The sequence below is a fragment of the Asticcacaulis sp. AC460 genome, assembly GCF_000495795.1.
Lineage (GTDB): Bacteria > Pseudomonadota > Alphaproteobacteria > Caulobacterales > Caulobacteraceae > Asticcacaulis.
The window spans coordinates 59,802-78,590 of record NZ_AWGD01000009.1; the positions used below are offsets into that span (position 1 = coordinate 59,802).

At 62.5% G+C, this 18,789-nt stretch carries 16 protein-coding genes; 7 read left to right on the forward strand and 9 right to left on the reverse strand.

Annotation, left to right across the window (positions count from 1 at the left end; all coding sequences use genetic code 11):
• Window positions 1-153: 153 nt before the first annotated feature.
• The 3 genes from ABAC460_RS30460 (at window position 154) to ABAC460_RS30470 (ending at window position 5,068) form a co-directional block, all read left to right on the forward strand.
• Complete coding sequence (locus ABAC460_RS30460) at window positions 154-1,578, forward strand: TolC family outer membrane protein (protein WP_235075764.1); 1,425 nt, start codon at window positions 154-156, stop codon at window positions 1,576-1,578.
• A gap of 191 nt (window positions 1,579-1,769) precedes the next feature.
• Window positions 1,770-2,297, forward strand: coding sequence for a DUF2497 domain-containing protein (locus ABAC460_RS30465; RefSeq protein ID WP_031236468.1), 528 nt, complete (start codon window positions 1,770-1,772; stop codon window positions 2,295-2,297).
• Between the two features lie 80 nt (window positions 2,298-2,377).
• Window positions 2,378-5,068 (forward strand): valine--tRNA ligase, encoded by a 2,691-nt coding sequence (locus ABAC460_RS30470; RefSeq protein ID WP_023452404.1) that lies wholly within the window; start codon window positions 2,378-2,380, stop codon window positions 5,066-5,068.
• A gap of 19 nt (window positions 5,069-5,087) precedes the next feature.
• Here the strand turns inward: ABAC460_RS30470 and ABAC460_RS30475 are convergent, their stop codons facing one another.
• Both ABAC460_RS30475 and ABAC460_RS48140 read right to left on the reverse strand, forming a co-directional pair.
• Complete coding sequence (locus tag ABAC460_RS30475; RefSeq protein WP_023452405.1) at window positions 5,088-6,803, reverse strand: GMC oxidoreductase; 1,716 nt, start codon at window positions 6,801-6,803, stop codon at window positions 5,088-5,090.
• Between the two features lie 36 nt (window positions 6,804-6,839).
• Window positions 6,840-7,352, reverse strand: a complete 513-nt coding sequence (locus tag ABAC460_RS48140) for a gluconate 2-dehydrogenase subunit 3 family protein (RefSeq protein WP_023452406.1) — start codon at window positions 7,350-7,352, stop codon at window positions 6,840-6,842.
• A 204-nt stretch (window positions 7,353-7,556) separates the two neighbouring features.
• Here ABAC460_RS48140 and ABAC460_RS30485 point away from each other — a divergent pair, with 204 nt between their 5' ends.
• Window positions 7,557-8,690 carry an acyltransferase family protein gene (locus ABAC460_RS30485; RefSeq protein ID WP_023452407.1) on the forward strand — a complete coding sequence of 378 codons (1,134 nt, stop codon included), beginning with the start codon at window positions 7,557-7,559 and terminating at the stop codon, window positions 8,688-8,690.
• 1 nt (window position 8,691) lies between these two features.
• Here the strand turns inward: ABAC460_RS30485 and ABAC460_RS30490 are convergent, their stop codons facing one another.
• Both ABAC460_RS30490 and ABAC460_RS30495 read right to left on the reverse strand, forming a co-directional pair.
• Window positions 8,692-9,762, reverse strand: coding sequence for a glycosyltransferase family 4 protein (locus tag ABAC460_RS30490; protein WP_023452408.1), 1,071 nt, complete (start codon window positions 9,760-9,762; stop codon window positions 8,692-8,694).
• Window positions 9,759-10,844 (reverse strand): glycosyltransferase family 4 protein, encoded by a 1,086-nt coding sequence (locus ABAC460_RS30495; protein WP_023452409.1) that lies wholly within the window; start codon window positions 10,842-10,844, stop codon window positions 9,759-9,761. Before ABAC460_RS30495 ends, ABAC460_RS30490 begins: the two co-directional genes overlap by 4 nt.
• Window positions 10,845-10,959: 115 nt before the next feature.
• Between ABAC460_RS30495 and ABAC460_RS30500 the strand changes: the two genes are divergently transcribed.
• The gene (locus tag ABAC460_RS30500; RefSeq protein ID WP_235075765.1) at window positions 10,960-12,153 is read left to right on the forward strand and encodes a glycosyltransferase; all 1,194 of its coding nucleotides are present in this window, start codon (window positions 10,960-10,962) and stop codon (window positions 12,151-12,153) included.
• A gap of 164 nt (window positions 12,154-12,317) precedes the next feature.
• On the opposite strand, the gene ABAC460_RS30505 is transcribed toward ABAC460_RS30500, so the two are convergent.
• The 3 genes from ABAC460_RS30505 to ABAC460_RS30515 all read right to left on the reverse strand — a co-directional run bounded on the left by ABAC460_RS30505 (window position 12,318) and on the right by ABAC460_RS30515 (window position 14,009).
• Complete coding sequence (locus ABAC460_RS30505; RefSeq protein WP_023452411.1) at window positions 12,318-12,767, reverse strand: glycine zipper 2TM domain-containing protein; 450 nt, start codon at window positions 12,765-12,767, stop codon at window positions 12,318-12,320.
• A 172-nt stretch (window positions 12,768-12,939) separates the two neighbouring features.
• On the reverse strand, window positions 12,940-13,452 hold the full coding sequence (locus tag ABAC460_RS30510; RefSeq protein ID WP_155914587.1) for a hypothetical protein: 513 nt from the start codon (window positions 13,450-13,452) through the stop codon (window positions 12,940-12,942).
• Window positions 13,453-13,544: 92 nt separating this feature from the next.
• Window positions 13,545-14,009 (reverse strand): hypothetical protein, encoded by a 465-nt coding sequence (locus tag ABAC460_RS30515; RefSeq protein WP_023452413.1) that lies wholly within the window; start codon window positions 14,007-14,009, stop codon window positions 13,545-13,547.
• Window positions 14,010-14,169: 160 nt separating this feature from the next.
• Between ABAC460_RS30515 and ABAC460_RS30520 the strand changes: the two genes are divergently transcribed.
• A complete protein-coding gene (locus tag ABAC460_RS30520; protein ID WP_023452414.1) occupies window positions 14,170-15,408 on the forward strand; it encodes a class I SAM-dependent RNA methyltransferase in 1,239 nt (412 codons plus the stop codon).
• 44 nt (window positions 15,409-15,452) lie between these two features.
• Window positions 15,453-16,130, forward strand: a complete 678-nt coding sequence (locus ABAC460_RS30525) for a glycosyltransferase (protein WP_031236472.1) — start codon at window positions 15,453-15,455, stop codon at window positions 16,128-16,130.
• A gap of 5 nt (window positions 16,131-16,135) precedes the next feature.
• Here the strand turns inward: ABAC460_RS30525 and ABAC460_RS30530 are convergent, their stop codons facing one another.
• Entirely contained in the window at window positions 16,136-17,848 is a 1,713-nt protein-coding gene (locus ABAC460_RS30530) for a lytic transglycosylase domain-containing protein (RefSeq protein ID WP_235075766.1), read from the reverse strand.
• Window positions 17,849-18,079: 231 nt separating this feature from the next.
• Window positions 18,080-18,754, reverse strand: coding sequence for a uracil-DNA glycosylase (locus tag ABAC460_RS30535; RefSeq protein WP_235075767.1), 675 nt, complete (start codon window positions 18,752-18,754; stop codon window positions 18,080-18,082).
• Window positions 18,755-18,789 lie beyond the last annotated feature (35 nt).

Below are 18,789 nucleotides of genomic sequence, written 5' to 3' on the forward strand. Positions count from 1 at the left end.
GCCTGAAACGGCAAATGAAAAAAGCTTAACTCGCCAACACAAAAAATGTCTGGCAGGAAGAGCTTACAAGTTTTTCGCAATGAACGGGCAGGGTGGCCAGGACCATTCCGCTCGACCTGCCGGCCCAGGCCGGTGTTACTATCGGGGTACATGATGACCATGTTGAAGTTCGGCCGTTCCTTAACCTTGGGTCTGGGAACATTGATGACCGTGTCGGTGCTGGCCCTGGGCGCCGCTACGGCGGTGAGCGCGGAAAGCCTGAATGAGGCGATCGCCCAGGCCTACAACCAGAATCCGACCCTGGCGCGCGCCCGGGCGGCACAGCGCGCCGCGGACGAACGCTACGTCCAGACGCGTTCGGAATTCGGTCCTTCGCTCAGCCTCGGCGGCAGCGTCAACTACACCGATACCGACACCTCGTTCCTGCCCGGCAACCAGCGTTCAAACACTTCGCTGTCGCTCAGCGCAGATCAGAACATCTACACGTCGGGCGGGTTGACCAATTCGCTGCGCGCCTCGGAAGCCAATATAAAGGCCGGCCAGCAGGACCTGCGTTCGACCGAATCGCAAGTGCTGCTGGACGTCATCCAAGTCTATACGGCTGTACGCCGTGACCAGCAGGCTCTGAAGATTTCGCAGGACAATTACGACATCCTGAAGCAGCAATTGGAACAGACCCAGGCCCAGTTCGAGGCCGGTCAGCTGACCCGCACTGATGTCGCCCAGTCCCAGGCCCGCCTCTCGGCCTCGGCCGCCTCCCTGGCTCAGGCCCAGGCGCAACTGGATGCCGATCGCGCTCAGTACATCGCCATTGTCGGCCAGGCGCCGATCGCCCTGGCCACCGAGCCGGTCCTGCCGGGCCTGCCGGCGGACTTCAATGCCGCGTTGGAAATCGCCGAACGCAACAACCCCGACCTGCAGGCTTCGCACTACGCTGAAGACGCAGCCAAGGCCAATCTGGGCGCCGCCCGTTCTGCCTTCGGCCCGACCGTGTCGCTGGGCGCCGTCTACAGCGGCACCACCCCGACGGACGATTTTGGCGGCCTGGGCGACAATATGGGCGCCACGGCGACCATGCGCTTCTCGGTTCCGCTGTTCAGCGCCGGCATGAACGGTTCGCGCGTCCGCGAAGCGGCCGAAAACTACAATGCCCAAAAGATCAGCACCGAAATCACCCGCCGCGCTGTGGTGTCGTCGGTGTCTCAGGCCTGGTCGCAGATGATCGCCGCCCGTTCGGCCGTGACGTCGAACCAGGAGCAGGTCCGTGCCGCCCAGGTTGCCGCCGAAGGCGTCAAGACCGAGCAGCAGGTCGGCCTGCGCACCAATATCGAAGTGCTGAACGCCCAGCAGGAACTGAAGTCGGCCCAGCTGCAGCTGCTGGAGGCCGAGCGCACCCAGTATGTCGCCGCCAGCCAGCTTCTGTCGGTTATGGGCGGCATGACGGTCCAGGCCTTTGTGCCAGATATCGAGGTCTACGACCCGCAGGAAAACCTGGATAGCGTCAAGTCGAAGGGCTGGACGCCGCTGGAATCCGTGTCGCGCGCGGTAGATGGTCTGGCGGCCGGCGGAAACAAGTAATTCCGCATTGGTTTTTTATGCGACGTGACGCCTGCGATCCGTCGCAGGCGCTCGCTTTATCACAGAAAAATTAGCCTTTTCGACGAAATTCGCCCCGCAAACCCTGTCTTGAGAGTTGCCAAGCACGGCGAACACGTGGCACCCTTACCGCGACTTCAGTTTTGAAATCCGATTCGCAGGCGCTTAAAAACATGGCAGAACAATCCGCACACGAACCGACTATGGAGGAAATTCTCGCCTCTATCCGCCGTATCATCTCGGAAGATGATGCGCCGGAGGCCGAGAAGCCCGCGCCGGTTGCCGCGGCCCCTGAGCCGGAACCGGAGCCCGAACCCTTGCCGGTCATCGAAGAAGAGCCCGAAGAGGACGTTCTGGAGCTGACCGAAACCTATGATGCGTCCCCCAGCATTTCGATCGGCGACATTGAAGCCTATGAACCGATCAAGCCGGAGCCCGCACCCGCGCCTGCACCGGTCTACAAGCCCGAACCGCGTCGCGAGTCGCTGGTGAGCGAGCGTACCGAATCGAGCGCCGCCTCGGCCTTCGGTTCGCTGACCTCGTCCCTGTTGGTTCCGCATAGCGACCGCACCCTGGAAGACGTCACCAAGGACCTGCTGCGCCCTCTGCTGCAGCAATGGCTGGACTCGCATCTGCCGGCCATCGTCGAAGAAGCCGTACGTGCCGAAGTCGAACGCATTGCACGACAGGGCCGCCGGTAAAACTGGATTTCCTCCAATCCACCTGATAAGAGCGGCGTCCTGTGACGCCGCTTTTTTCATTTTAAACTGTCTGAAAGACCATGCTGGAAAAGACCTTCGATCCCGCCGCCGTTGAACCCCGTCTGTACGAGATGTGGGAGACATCGGGCGTATTTGCGCCGATCGACGACCCCAAGGCGGAGACCTTTTCCATCGTCATTCCGCCGCCCAATGTGACGGGTAACCTTCACGTGGGCCACGCCCTGAACAATACCCTGCAGGACGTCCTGACCCGGTTTGAGCGTATGCGCGGCAAGGCTGCCCTGTGGCTGCCCGGGACCGACCATGCCGGTATCGCGACCCAGATGGTGGTCGAGCGGCAACTGGCCGCCGCCGGTAATATCGGCCGCCGCGATATGGGCCGTGAGGCCTTTGTCGCCAAGGTGTGGGAGTGGAAGGCCGAATCCGGCGGCAATATCGTCCGTCAGTTGCGTCGCCTGGGGGCCTCGTGCGACTGGTCGCGCGAACGCTTCACCCTGGATGACGGCCTGTCGGCTGCGGTCCGCAAGGTCTTCGTGCAACTGCATCGCGATGGGCTGATGTACCGCGACAAGCGTCTGGTTAACTGGGATCCGCAGTTCCAGACCGCCATCTCCGACCTGGAAGTCGAGCAGAAAGAGGTTGACGGCCATTACTGGCACTTCGCCTATCAACTGGCCGATGGCGTCACCTATCAGCATCCGGTCAAGGACGAGGACGGCAACGAGACGCCGGAGACGCGCGACTATATCGTCGTCGCCACGACTCGGCCCGAAACCCTCCTGGGTGATTCCGGTGTCGCCGTTCATCCCGAGGACGAACGCTACAAGGGGCTGATCGGCAAAGCGGTCATTCTGCCGATCACCGGCCGTCGTGTGCCCATCGTCGGCGACGACTATGCCGATCCGGAAAAGGGCTCAGGCGCGGTCAAGATCACGCCGGCGCACGACTTCAACGACTTCCAGGTCGGCAAGCGCCATGACCTGGAGCAGATCAATGTCATGGACGAGATGGCGCGGATCATCGTTGCGCCTTACGAAAATGAGGATCGCTTCGCGGCACGCAAGGCGATCATCGCCCGCGCCGAGGAAGAGGGCTGGCTGAAGGCCATCGAAAAGACCCGCCATATGGTGCCGCACGGCGACCGTTCCGGCGTGGTCATAGAACCCTTCCTGACCGACCAGTGGTACGTCAATGCCGGCGAACTGGCCAAGGAAGCCGTGCGTGCGGTCGAGGACGGCCGCACCGTCTTCGAACCGAAGTCGTGGGAAAAGACCTATTTCGAATGGATGCGCAACATCGAGCCGTGGTGCGTGTCGCGTCAACTGTGGTGGGGCCACCGTATCCCGGCCTGGTACGGTCCGGACGGCACCATCTTCGTCGAGATGTCACAAGCCGAAGCCGAGAAGGCCGCCCAGGCCCATTACGGCAACGCGACTCCGCTGAAGCAGGATGAGGATGTCCTGGACACCTGGTTCTCGTCGGCCCTGTGGCCGTTCTCGACCATGGGCTGGCCCGATCAGACTGAAGACCTGAAGCGCTTCTACCCGACCGACACCCTGATCACCGGATTCGACATCATCTTCTTCTGGGTTGCCCGGATGATGATGATGGGTTTGCACTTCACCGGCGAAGCGCCGTTCAAGCGCGTCTTCATCAACGCCCTGGTCCGCGACGAGAAGGGCCAGAAGATGTCGAAATCCAAGAACAATGTCATGGACCCATTGGTCCTGATCGACGAGTTCGGCGCCGACGCCCTGCGCTTCACCATGACCGCCATGTCGGGGCAGGGCCGCGACATCAAGTTGTCGAAGCAACGTATTGAAGGCTATCGCAATTTCGGCACCAAGCTGTGGAACGCTACGCGCTTTGCCCAGATGAACGAGTGCGCGCGCGTCGACGGCTTTGATCCGGCATCGGCCAAGCTGACCCTGTCGCGCTGGATTCGCGGCGAGGTCCAGAAGACTCAGGCTGCCCTGACGGCGGCACTGGAGGCCTGTGCCTTCGATGACGCTGCCAACATCCTGTACAGGTTCATCTGGAACGTCTTCTGCGACTGGTACCTGGAACTGGCCAAGCCGATCCTGAACGGGGACGATGAAACCGCCACGACCGAGATCCGCGCCGTGACGGCCTGGGTGCTGGACCAGGCCATGGTCATGCTGCACCCGGTCATGCCTTTCATCACCGAAGAGCTGTGGCAGCAGACGGGTGGGGAAGGGATGCTGATCACGCGGGCCTGGCCGAAGGCCGACGCCTCGGCGATCGATGCCGAAGCCGATGAGGAAATCAACTGGCTGATCGACCTGATCACTGAGATCCGCTCGATCCGGTCGGAGATGAACGTGCCGGGTTCGGCGCGGGCGCCCCTGGCCCTGACCGGCGCTTCGGATGTGACGCGGTCGCGCATTGCCACGCACGAGGACCTGATCCTGTTCCTGGGCCGTCTGTCAAAGGTCGAGGCGGCCGAGACAGCGGCGGCGGGTTCGGTGCCGTTCGTGGCCGGTGAGGCGACAGCGCACCTGGCCATTGCCGAGTTCATCGACCTGAAGGCCGAGCAGGCACGCCTGTTGAAGGACATTGCGGCCTTCGACAAGTCGATCGACGGGGTGAAGCGCAAGCTCGACAACCCGGAATTCGTCAAGAAGGCGCCGGAGGAGGTGATCGAAGAGAACCGCGAACGCCTGGCCGAAGCCGAAAGCGGCAAGGCCAAGCTCGCGGCAGCTTTGGAACGCCTGAAGGTCGCGCTTTAAGCACGACCTTCAGGATGTCCTACAACACGCCTGCTTTCACCAGTTCCGCCGCGTGGTTGGCGGCGCGCGCCGTCAGTGCCATATAGGTCAATGACGGGTTCTGCACCGCCGAACTGGGCATGCAACTGCCGTCGGTGATGAACAGGTTGGGCACGTCGTGCGACTGACACCAGCCGTTCAGCACTGAGGTCTTTGGATCGCGACCCATCCGCGCCGTGCCCATTTCGTGGATCTTGTTCCCGGGCGAAGTGAGGGATTCCATCGTCACGCCTCTGTCTTCCGACGACCAGATATTCGTGCAGCCGGCCGCCTTCATCATGGCCAGGGCGTCCTTCGATGCCGCCTGCATCATCTTCAGTTCGTTCTCGCCCAGCCGGCAGTCGATGACGGCGACCGGCATACCCCACTTGTCCGTCTTTGTGGGATGCAGGCTGATGTTGTTGCGGAAGTTGGGCAGCATGTCGCCGAACGCGTTGATGCCGATCGTCCAGGGTTTGGGTGTGCGGTTGGCCTGCTTGAAGTCCTCTCCGATCCCCGGCCGATTACCCGTCCAGCCCGGCCGCGAGGATCCGCCCTGGAAGCCGTATCCGCGCAGGAACGGCTTGTCGTGCTCGGTGATATTGGCGTAGTTGGCGACGTAGATACCGCCCGGCCGCCGGCCGGCATGATAATAGGCGTCGAACTCGGGCAATTCGCCACCGGCGCCGGCGCCGCCGAAGTGATCCATCAGGTTGTGGCCCAGTTGGCCGGAGCTGTTGGCCAGGCCGGTCGGGAAGGCTTCCGACTTTGAATTCAGCATGATCAGGGTCGAGGCCACGGTCGAAGCATTCAGGAAGATGATGCGCGCGGTGTAGGTTTTGGTCTCGCGGGTATTGGCATCCATCACTCGAACGCCGGTGGCGCGCTTCGACACCGGATCGTAGTCGATGGCCTGGACGATGGCGTAACTGATCAGGGTCAGGTTCTCGGTCCGCCGGGCCGCGGGCAGGGTTGCCGAAACCGATGAGAAATAGGCTCCGAACGAACAGCCGCGATGGCAGTGGTTGCGCACCTGGCACGGCCCGCGGCCCAGGTCCATCTGTTCCTGGGTCGGCTGGGTCAGGTGTGCGACGCGCGCCGCAATCACGTGCCGCGATGGAAAGGCCTTGTTGACTCGTTCGGCAAACGCCTTTTCCGGTTGGGTCAATTCAAAGGCCGGCTGGAACTGGCCGTCGGGCAGGCTGGGGATACCGTCGCGATTGCCCGAAATGCCGGCGAAGCGTTCGACATGGTCGTACCACGGCGCCAGGTCGTCATAACGGATCGGCCAGTCGACTCCGTGACCGTCCTTCTTGTTGGACTCGAAATCCTGCGGCCCGAAGCGGTAGGACTGGCGCGACCACATCAACGACTTGCCACCGCTGTGATAGCCGCGCAGCCATTCGAACGGCGCGCCTTCTGGGGTTTCGTAAGGTTGTTCGTCCTCCTTAACCCAGAACTGCTTGGTGGTTTCGTGCAGCGCATAGCCCACCGACTCGGCGGCGACGGGGTAGTGCGTCTTCAGCTCTTCCTCATTGATGCGGTCGAGGTTGGGCAGCTCCCACGGCGACAGCATGTCGGAATAGTCCTTCTCCACGCTCAGCTCGCGGCCGCGTTCCAGGACCAGGACCTTGAGGCCCTTTTCGCACAGTTCCTTGGCGGCCCATCCGCCGCTCATGCCGGAACCTATGACGATGGCATCGAATTCGTCGTTCATCACGCTCACCTGTAATCGTTTTCGTTATTGCGCCGTTTATTGTGCCCACGTCCGGCCGATTTCGCCGATCGGCGCCGAAGCGATCCACCGGCCGGGCACCAGTTCGTAGTGCAGTTCCTCCGTCGCGCCGGGCTCCGACAGGTAATAGACCGTGGCGATCAGCGACTTCACCGAGCGGTAATCCCAATGGTCATTTCCTGCGAAGGCGGCGGTGTCGAGCTGCTTCAGGGCGTTGACGTTGCGTCCGCCAAAGCCGTCCAGTTTCGCCTTGATCCCGGCCAGTTGCCCACGATGCTCAGCCTGCGTCTTGGCGGAAGCCCAGGTCAGATGCAAATGGTCCATATAGGCGGGGACGCCGGCGTCGATAGCGCCCGGTGTGTCGGTACGCGGGATGACGCTATCGGCCAGGAAGGTGACCAGCGCCAGTTCATCCGCGCTGTAGAAGCCGGCCTTCTTTTCACCGGCTTCGGCATTCTGAAAGGCGGACAGGGCCGCCGCACCACCCAGGCTGAAAATCAGCCCCTGTAAGACCTGCCGGCGTGTTGTCATGGTTTCCTCCGGTCTCTTTTGCAGACCCATATTCTGATTTGTCGTACCATACTTTCACGCTTTCGCTGAAACGCAAGAGCGACCATGCGCCATGTGCAAAGAATGGTATCCCGCTGTACGTCGGCTGCAACCAATGGCATGCTGTATGGGCCGGCCAAGACTTTGATTTGGCATGGCAATAGACAAAAAATGCCGGGAAGACTCATGCAACCCTCTACCACCGCCATCACGCCCGCCAAGAGCCATTTTGTCATCCTGGACGGCCTGCGTGGCGTGGCGTCACTTATGGTGGTGGTGTTCCACCTGTTCGAAGCCTATTCCGGCGGAAGCGCCCAGAAGCAGATCATCAATCACGGCTATCTGGCGGTGGACTTCTTCTTCTTGTTGTCGGGGTTTGTCGTGGCCTATGCCTATGATGACCGCTGGCTGGCCAACATGACCCAGTGGGATTTCTACAAACGCCGTCTGGTCCGGCTGCAGCCGATGATCATCATGGGCAGCCTGATCGGCGCGGCGCTGTTTTTCTTTCAGGACTATTCTATCTTCCCGAAAATCGCGGGAACCCCGGCGTGGCAGGTGGTCCTGGTCATGGTGATCGGCATGACCATGATTCCCTTGCCGCCATCCGCCGATATCCGCGGCTGGAACGAGACTCACCCGGTCAATGGTCCGGCGTGGTCGCTGCTCTACGAATATGTCGCCAACATTCTCTATGCGGTCGGTGTCCGCAAACTGTCGAACAAGGCATTGGGCGTCCTGGTGGCCCTGGCCGGTGTGGCCGTCATTTACCTGGCCGTCTTCGGCCCGCGCGGCGATCTGATCGGCGGCTGGTCTCTGGATCCGCAAGGCATTCATATCGGCCTGACGCGGGTTATGTTCCCGTTCTTTGCCGGTGTCCTGCTGATGCGGCTGGGCAGGCGTATCAAGGTGCCCAACGGCTTCGCGGTCTGCAGCCTGCTGCTCATCGTAGCCTTGGCTCTGCCGCGTTTCGGCGGGACCGACAAGCTGTGGCTCAACGGTATCTACGACTCGGCCTGCGTGATCCTGCTGTTTCCGTTGATCGTGGCGATCGGCGCCGGCGAAAAAGACGTCGATGGCGTTTCGGTGCGCATGGCGCGCTTCTTCGGCGACCTGTCCTATCCGCTCTATATCACTCACTATCCGCTGATCTACATCTACACCGGCTGGGTGGTGGATAAGAAAATTCCGCCGGAACAAGGCGCGCTGGTCGGCGCGGGTGTCTTCGTGGCGGCCGTCGCCATCGCCTGGGCCTGCCTCAAGCTGTACGACGAACCGCTTCGGCGCTGGCTGGCAGGGAGACTGTTGAAAGCCGGGTAGTCTAGGCTTTTGCCTTGGCCACGATCTCCTGGCGGATGTTGCGTAGCTGAGTGGCACGATGGTCGCGGGTGTGAATCTCACGTACGAACGCCTGGCCGGAGTGGGCGAGATTCAGCCGCAGGGCTTCATCGTCGATCAGCCGCTCCAGACCTTTGGCCAGAGCCTGGCCAGTGACGTCCGGTGCATAGACGGCATGCTCGCCGGAGGCTTCACGCAGGCCGCCGCTGCCTGATGACACGACGGCACAGCCGGCGGCATGGGCTTCCAAGGCCACCAGACCGAAGGGTTCCTCCCACACCGACGGCATGACGGCAACGGCGGCGGATTTCATCTGCGCCTTGACCGCATCCAGGGGCTGGTCCTTCAGCACCGTGACCTGTGCAGACGGCAGCTTGTCGATCTGCGCCTGGGCCCAATCACCATGGACACCGAACCGGTTCAGCACCAGCACGGCCTTCCACTCGCTATGGCGCGGCAGGACCTCGGCGAGGGCGTCGCATAGGGGCGCCAGGCCTTTTTCCGGCGCCGCCCGGCCGGAGAAGATGATCGTATTGTCTTTGACCAAAGGATCGCCCGGCCAGAGCGACGCGTCGATTGGATTGGCCACCGCATAGGTCCGCCCGGCATATTGCGGGTAGTTGCTGAGGAAGTTCGCCTTGGCCGCTTCGCTGACGAAGATGAAGCTGTTGAACGAACGGTTGCGCCAGACGTTACGCCAGCGATCGATCAGGTGTTTCGGCTTCTTGACGTAGTTGTGGCGATACAGGCTGTTCGGGATCGCTTTCAAAGCGCCAGCGATCGCCGAGGCCGAGATGGCGTGCTGGTGGAACTCGATATAGTCGGGGGCAAAGGCCTTCACGGCGTCGATCATCCGTTTGCGTCGGACCAGTCGGTTGCCGCCGGGATCGATCTCGGTCACCGGGATATCGTCCCGCGCCTTGGCGCCGGTTTCGCAGAAAACCCGGATGTCATCCGTGCTGCCGGCCGAAAGCGTACGGATCACCGTCTCGATCGAGTTGGGCTCGACGGCGCAGAAGGTATAGCCCGGCGGCAGGACGATGGCGATCTTCATGATGCTTTCCGGGCGGCGACGGCGCCTTCGCGGATGGAGTTCAGTTCTTCGGCGCGCCGCGGAATGGTGTGTTCGACCCGGGCGCGGGCCTGACCAAAGGCCGCCAATTGCCGACGCAGACCAAGATCACCGATCAGCCGATCGATCGCCGCCGCGACATCGGGACCTTCGACCTTGTCGAGATAGACGGCCTGGTCGCCGCTGATGTCGCGCAGACCACCGGTTCCCGACGAGATCACCGCCGTACCGGCGGCATGGGCCTCTAACGCCGAAAGCGGGAAGGGGTCTTTCCACACGGACGGGATCACGGAAATGGCGGCCCTGGCGAGGTTTGCCTGTACGACCGCCAAGGGTTGGTTGGTCAGGATGCTCACCTGATCTTCCAGACCTCTCAGCTTGGCGACCTGTGCCTGGGCCCAGGTGTTGGCGTCGTCAAAGGCGCTGAGGATCAGCATGGCCTTCCAGTCCGGGTGCCGGGGCAGGGCCTCCGCCAGGCCGTCGCACAGCGGTTCCAGGCCCTTTTCGACGATGGCGCGGGCGGCAAAGACGATGGTCTTGTCCTTGGCCTCCGGATCTCCGGTCCATTTGGCGGCATCAATCGGGTTGAAGATCGAAAAAGCGCGCGGGGCGAACTTTGGAAACGCCTCCAGAAAATGCGCGCGGGTGTCATTGCTGACGAACAGAAACCGGTCCAGCGCGCCGTAGCGCCAGTTCTGGTCGAGGCGCTGGAAGATGTTCTTCGGCGGCTTGATATAGTTGTGGCGGTAGATGGTGGTCGGGACGGCGGGTAGGGCGCGGGCGATCTGGTTCGCCAGCCGCGCCTCATGATGGACTTCGATATAGTCCGGTTCGAAATCTTTTAACGCCGCCACCGCCGCCTTCAGCCGCGCAGAACGGCCTGCGCCGACAGGTAATTCCACCACCGGAATGTCGCAGCGCGCCTCGGCGCCACAGTCGCAGAAGATGCGCAACTCATGCCCCCACGGATTATAGGCGGCAAAGGTGCGGATGACGGTTTCGATGGAATGGGGCCGGCGGGCGCAGAACTTGAACTCCGGCGGCAGGACGATGGCGATCTTCATTGGGCTTTCCACAAGGCTGTTCCTCTGTAGCCGCCTCAGGATAGCCGCACAAGCAGGCCATTGTTTTCCGCCGCTGAAACCATTATGGAGCGGAACGCTTTTAATGGAGCTTTTTTTGTCGACCGATACTCTCACCCCTTCGTCTGCTCCGGTCGATCCGAACGCTCCCGATCTCAGCCTGGTCATCTGTACCCTGAACGAAGGCGCCGCCATCCGCGCCGTCATCGAGGAGATCTGTGACATTCTCAGTGGGAAGGATGGGGGGGCGGGGATCAGCCACGAGATCATCGTGGTCGATGACGATTCCAAGGACAATACCGCCGACGAGGTCCGCGCCGTCGCGGCCACCCGTCCCAATGTCCGCCTGCATGTCCGCGTTGGTGAGCGCGGCCTGTCCTCGGCCGCCATGAAGGGCTGGGACATCGCGCGCGGTCGGTTCTTAGGTGTCATGGATGGCGACGGTCAGCACGACCCGGCCGCCATCCGCGAACTGGCCGAACTGATCCTGAAGGGCGACAAGGACCTAGTCTGCGTGTCGCGCTATATCGGCAAGACCGAAACCGGCCTGAGCGGTATCCGCGACCTGGGCTCCAAGGCCTTTACCTGGGCAACCGGCCTGATCCTGAAAGTGCCATTGTCCGACCCGATGAGCGGCTGTTTCATGATGACGCGCGACTATTACCTGTCGGCGCGTCAGAAACTGACCGGCCTGGGCTTCAAGATTCTGCTCGACATCGCTTCGTCCAGCAAGATCAAGCCGCGTTTTGCCGAGGTCAAGGCGTCGCTGCGCCAGCGCCAGGGCGGCGAGTCGAAGCTGGATGTGCGCGTCGTTCTCGACCTGGTCGCCGTGCTGATCGAAAAAGGCAGCCGTGGTCTGTTGCCGGCGCGGTTCGTGATGTTTGTCGGCGTGGGTTTGAGCGGCGTCGTCGTCTATTCGGCGGTCCTGATCCTGGCCCACCTGCTGTTCCGCGATGGCAGTTACCTGCCGCTATACCGCTTCCAGTTCCGGACCGACGACGTGGTCAGCTACAGCCTGGCGATCTTGATTTCCATGACCTGGAACTTCTTCATCAACAACATCCTGACCTTCCGCGACAAACGCCTTCAGGGCTGGGGCCTGTTGCGCGGCCTGCTGGGCTTCTATGTCGCCTGTTCGGTCGGTGCCCTGATCAGCTTGGCCCTGGCGCTGTTCATGAAGGAAGAACTGAAAATCCACTGGTTCCCGGCCGGTATCCTGGCCGCCGTGCTGAGCTCGGTGTGGAACTTCTGGGGCGCGATGCTGCTGTCATGGCGGACGCCGAAGAAATAAAACCTACTTTTCCAGCGGGCGACTGCCCGCCGCGCACGTTTGCGCGAGCCTCGCGGCGCTTGAGCGGCAAAAAATGAAGCCCGATGCGCGGGGGGATGCATCGGGCTTCCAGACCTCATGCCACGGGTGGGGCATGAGGCGTTCAGGGATCTGATCAGAAAAGCTTAGTAGCGGCGGTCGTAACGATCGTCGCGGCGGTCATGACGGCTGTGGCGGCGGTCGTCACGACGGTCGTAACGGTCATCGCGGCGGTCGTAGCGGTCGTCATAACGGTCATAACCATTGTCATAGTTATTATTGTAACCGCTGTCGTAATAGTCGTTGTAGCCGTAGTCGTAACGGCACTTGGTGTTGTTCTTGGCAATCGAGGAACCGACGGCCGCACCGACAACGGCGCCGGCCACGGTGCCCAGGCCCTTGTTGCGGGTGTTGGAGGCCGTGCCACCGACCGCGGCGCCGATCACGGCACCGGCGATGGCGCCATTGCGCTGAGCGTCCTTCTTCTGGCCGCGGCAGCTTTCGGCCGAGGCGATGCCCGGCAGAGCGAAGCCGGCAATGGCCGTGGCGGTAATGGCAGCGGCGATCAACTTGCGGGTCGCGGTCATGCGGATCATGGTGTGGGTTCCTTCCCGGAGGTTTACCGGGTCAGGTGATCTCACCGCCGGCTGATGTGACCTGTATAAAGGAGCGAATATGAACGGTGCTTGATAGGTTCGTTCATCTTCGTTCATAAAGCGAACTTTGTTATGGCCATAAAAAACCCCGCCGAAGCGGGGTTTGTCAGGGTCAATACCCCCAGTTGTAGAAGCGATACTGCCGGCGATCACGATAGCCCCAGTCATTGCTGTTGCTGCTGGCGTAGCGCTCGAAATAGCCGTTGCTGCGTTCATAGGGTTCGTAGGACGATCCGCGATAATAACCATGGCTGCGGCCATACCAGGCCGAGCAGCCGCAGCCGCGATAGCGGCGATGGCCGCCGAACCAGTTCACGCCGGCATAGTAACCGTGGTTGGGCTTGGTGTGTAGCGTGCCGTCGCGATAGCCGGTCTGTTCGCGCGCCCGTGGATCCTGCTGGCGCGGGCCTTCGTAGCGATAATATTCGCCGCTCAGATAATCATAGGCGAGATCGGCGCCAGCATAGGGCACGCGGTCGTCACGGCGGTCATAATCATTGTCGCTGCGGCGGCCGTCGTCGCGGCGGTAGCCATCTTCGGTATAATCCTGCGCCATGGCGACAGGCGCCGCCATCAGGAGCGCCAGGGCCACTGCAGCGGTACGAATAAGAGGTGAGTGCGGCATGGGAAGCCTCGACCGAAAAGGACATTAACCCTTTTTATGTCGGTCGTTGCGCCGCAGGAAGATATGCCGATCTTCGCTTTTCGTACAAAGAATCAATAAGCCTGCCAGACGTGGTGATGACGCTGGTCGCGGCAGTCGTCACGATCACGCAGCAGCCGGCCGTCTTCCAGGCGGATATAGACCACGCGGCGCGACACAACGCGGGTGGTGACGGTCGACGATTCCCACGATGTCCGGTTCAGGTCGACACCCGGGCTGCGCTCGCTGTGGTCGTTGAAATAGGTGTCGCTGCTGCGCCAGGCATAGTCGCGCGGCTTGGGCGCCGGGGCAGGGTGGGAGGTTTTGCGTTTAACCTTTACCGCCTTGGCCTTCACAGGCGACGCCTTTACAGGCTTGTCGCAGTTGCAGGCCACGGCCTTGGCTTTTTTGACCTTCTTTTTCACCGTCTTATGGCTGTGAGCCTTGCCGTCGGGGCAGTGGGCGGCGGCGGGGAGGGCGACGGCGGCAACCGTGGCCGACAGGATCATGGTTAACAGTGCGGACTTCAACCTGGTCATGTTCGAAATATCCTGAACGAATTATGGAAAGCGACGCCCACCCGTCGCGGCCATTTTCGCCGCGTGCGTGGACGAGGCAAACAGGGTACGCCTTCCAGGCGAATTTGACATAGGATGGCAGGGGCCTTATTGGGCGTCTCCCTTTTTACAACAGGCAGTCATGGCGGATTTCGAAGCACTTATCGACAAGGTCGGCTTCCAGGGCGACGGTATTACCGCCGGCGGCCTGATCGTGCCCCTGACCCTGCCCGGCGAACGGGTCCTGGTGCACCAGGGTAAGGAACGTTCGGAACTGGTCGAGGTCATGGACGCCAGTCCGCAGCGCGTCACCCCACCGTGCCCGCATTTCTCGGCCTGCGGCGGTTGCACCCTGCAACACTGGGACCTGGACGCCTACAGCGCCTGGAAGCGCGAGGTGGTCGAAGCCCAACTGCGCCGTGGCGGGCTGGAGACCGAGGTTCTGCCGGGCTTCACCACGCCGCCGCAGTCGCGACGCCGTGTCGGTCTGCACGCCCGCAAACAGGGCAAGCACATCCAGATCGGTTTCAAGGCACGACGGTCGTGGTCGCTGGTGCCGATCGAGGTCTGTTCGATCTCGGATCCAGCCATTGTCGCGGCCCTGCCCATGCTGCGGCAACTGGCGGCGCCGCTGTTCGAACACCCCAAGTCGGCGCCGATCCTGCATGTGACCGCCTCCCTGACGGGGCTCGACATCGACATTTCCGGCGTCGAGCGTACCCGCACCGGTGGACTGTCGGCCGATGCCCGCATGCAGGTGGCGATGACGGCCGGAGAAGCTGACTTCGCCCGCGTCACCCTGGGCGACGACATCCTCTATCAGGCGCGTCAGCCCCGGGTGCGTTTCGGCAAGGCAACCGTGGCCCTGCCGGCGGGTTCCTTTCTACAGGCCACGCCACAGGCTGAAGCCGCCATGGCCTCACTGGTCACGCAGGCCGTCGCCGGCGCGAAGAAGGTCGCCGATCTGTTCTGCGGCGCAGGCACCTTTACCTTCCCCCTGGCCGAAACCGCCGTGGTCTATGCCGCCGACGGCGCTGCGCCGTCCGTGGCGGCGCTGAAAGCGGCCCTGGCTTCGGCGCCGGGGCTGAAAACCATCACGCCGGAGGTCCGCGACCTGTTCCGCCGGCCGATGGTGGCCGAGGAAATGAAGGGTTTCGACGCCATCGTCTTCGACCCGCCTCGCGCCGGCGCTGAAGCCCAGGCCGCCGAAATCGCCCGCTCCACCGTCGCCCGCGCCGTGGCGGTGAGCTGTAATCCACAGACCTTTGTCCGTGACGCTAAAATCCTTGTGAACGCAGGTTTTTCGCTGGACAGGGTGACGCCGATAGATCAGTTCTTGTGGTCCGCCCACGTGGAGCTGGTGGGCGTCTTCTCTCGCTAAAAATTAGCCCCTTAAGTTACAGAAGTTCTCAGAGAGTCGCGTACGTGATTTCCATTGTCATGCCTGTCCTGAACGCCGAAGACCATTTGGTGCGCACCCTGTCGTCGCTCGTGCCGGGTGTCGTCGAAGGGCTGATTCGCGAGGTGATCATTGTCGACGGCGGGTCGGAGGATTCGACCCTGGAAATCGCCGAATCGACCGGGTGCAAGATCATCCGGACCGATGCCGCGCGCGGCCTTCAACTGTGGCAGGGCTGCCGCGCGTCCAAAGGCGACTGGATCATGATCATGCATTCGGATTCGCAACTGGGCGACGGCTGGATGGACGAGGTCCAGAACCATATCAACAAGCATCCCACCCAAGCGGGCTTCTTCCACCTGAAGTTCGATGACCCGTCGTGGTTGGCCTCTTTATGGGCCGAGCTGCTGTCCCTGCGCTCGCGTTGGCTGGCCATGCCCAGCGGCGACCATGGCCTGCTGCTGTCGCGCGCCCTGTATGACTGTGTCGGCGGATACAAGGACCAGGCGGCGTTCGAGGACGTGGCCTTGGCTATGGCCTTGGGACGGGCGCGGCTGCGGCCGATGACGACCTCGCTCACCACCAATGCCCGCCGGTTCAAGGCGCGCGGCTGGGCGGTCGGCCTGATGACCAAGAGTGCGCGGTTCATGCTGTATCTGCTGGGTGTTCCGCCGAAACCGCCGATGGTCAAGCGGGCGGCGTAAGCTTCTTACTTATCCGCCGAAGCGTCGATGATCCGCGCGTCGTTAGCTGCCATGCCAAGGGTTTTGGTCGGCTGGCCCATCAACTGGCGATAGATCCAATAGTTGGCGGCGACTTCCTCGACATATTGCCGGGTCTGGGCCACCGGGATCGACTCCAGGAACAGCAGGGAATCGGCATCCGGCCCCAGGCTGTCGACGGCGTCCTTCACCGGCCGCGGACCGGCATTATAGGCAGCGATCGTCCGCAGCAGGTCGCCCTCGATCACCTTGGCGTCGAACAGGCGCTGGATGTATTTCTGACCGACCCGCAGATTGACCTCCGGCGTCAGAAGTTGCTTCGGCGTGGCCGTAAAGCTGGGATCGTTCTCGACCAGGGCCGCCGTTGCCGGCATCAGCTGCAGCAAACCGTAGGCGCCGGAATAGGAATAGGCCTTTGGGTTGAACTTACTTTCCTTGCGGGCAAAGGCATAGATCAGCGCCTTCGGCACCGTATAGCCGCCCTTGGGGGCGAAATCGGGGATCGGATACAGCGTGGCATCGAACAGCTTGTCGGTGCGCTTGAGCTGGCTGACCGGGATCTGGGTCTGGGCCGACAGGGCCAGCCAGCGATCGCGTTCTTCACCACTTGTGGCGCTTTGGATAGCCGCCTGAAGTTCGTCCTGGGCATCGCCGACGCGGCCGACCTGGATCAGGGCGTTCATCCGCTGGGCCTTGGGGTGCGACTGCGTCCAGGCGAAGTCACCGTCCAGGGCCGCGGTCACCGCCGTGCGGGTTTCGCCGGAGAAGGTCGGCAACTCACCCTTCTTCGACAGGGCCACGGCGGGCGTGACGCCCAGACGTTGTTCGGCCACCAGGCCATAGAAGGTGAAGGGGAAGCTGGCCGCGATCTTGAAGTAACCCTCGGCCTCGTCCTTTTTGCCGAGCTTCATGGCCGCACGGCCGGCCCAGTAGGCGCCGCCCGACTGGCTCCACGCGTTCTGGCTGGGATCGCTGGCGACGAACTTGAACGCCGCCATGGCCTGGTCGTAGCGGCCCAGACGCCAATTGGCCAGGCCGACCACCCAATGGTCGCCGATCTGTTTGCCCAGCTTGACCGCCTGTTCCAGCTGACCGTTGTTATAGGCCGACCGCGCCGACTTGGGAGTCAATTCCTCGCCGGTCGGCGCACCGGGATTGTAGGTCGCCTGGGGGGCGCTGTTCAGCGAACCTGTAGCGTTGAGGCGCACTGCGCCGTTGGCCGTAGCGGCCATTTCGCCGGCCGGAACCGCGGCTCCGAGGGACGGGAAGGCCGGATCGGGAGCGCCATCGGGTTTCTTGCGCTTGGCCAGGCCCCAGACACGCATCGCCATCGGCTGGTCGCCATAGGTGCCCAGCCAGGCCATCAGCTCTTCGTAGGTCGAGGTGTATTTGCGATGGAACAGTTTGTTGAAGGTGGCGTAGCCCATCAGCCGCTGGTCCTTGACCTCGGCCAGCTTGGCGTCGGCGGCCTCGAAATCGCCGGCCTCGATCATCTGGAAAGCGGCCTGGTAGAGCTGGGCATCCCAGGGCGACAGGGGCAGGCTCTGGGCGACGGCCGTTTTCGGTGTCTTGGCCTGGCCCGCGACCAGGGCATAGGGCAGGGGCGCTTCGTTGACGATGATGGTCTGGTCGGTCGCCGGTGTCGCGGCATCCGCCGCAGTCGGGGCCGCAAAGTCCGGGTTCAGGAAATCCTGCGCCATGGCGGGCGCTGACATAACCATCAGCACGGCGGCAAGACAACACAGGGTTTGGCGGTTGGACGTCAAAACTACACCTGGAGGCGGCGACCGGCTGGCCGAAAGAACGGGAGACTAATGAAACTTTTACGCCTGGGCAACCCATTGCGCATTGTCACCGTAACATTGTGACAGGAAGGGTGATGCCGCAAGCCACATTCCCAGCCGGTTGAGTCACTTTCTTTTGACTCGACTTTACAGACCGGCATTAACCTTCAATTGCAGCAGGTCGCGCCAGAACAATCCCTTGGCCAGCGGCTGGCGCAGCAGGAAGTTGGCCGGGTAGCTGGCCATGGACGGTACATTCGGCTCGCCATGATAGCCGACGACGCGCCCGCGCAGCTCGCTTAAACGCTGGTCCAGGTTCAGCACCACCGACACGGCGCCGGCGCCCAAAAGCAGGATCGCCTTGGGCTGGGCCAGCCGGATCAGGGCCTGCATGAAAGGCGCCGTCAGGCTGATATCTTCATCCGTCAGCGGCCGACCACCAGCCGGGCGCCAGAAAACGCAGGGCGTCAGTAAGGTCCGTCCTTCGACCCCGGCCGCCGCCAGCGCCAGGTCGATCAGGGCGCCGGGCTTACCGGCAAAGGCCTGACCGGACGCATCCTCCTCCGCATCCGGGCCTTCGCCGACCACGATCAGGTCGGGATCGGCGGCGCCGCGGAACTTCACGATCTGGGTCGCCCCTTCATGCCGCATCGGCATATGCTGGAAGGCCTCCAGTTCGGCATACAGCTCGTCCAGCGACCGCGCCGCCGCCGCGCGTTGCTTCGCCTCGTGCAATACCGCGCCCGTATCAAGCCCGGCAAGGTTTTGCGGCTTCAAGGCGTTGACGGCGCCGCCTTGCGGCCCCGAAGCCACAGGGGTCACACGAATTTGCGTGACTGCCGCAGCGGCACGCGGAT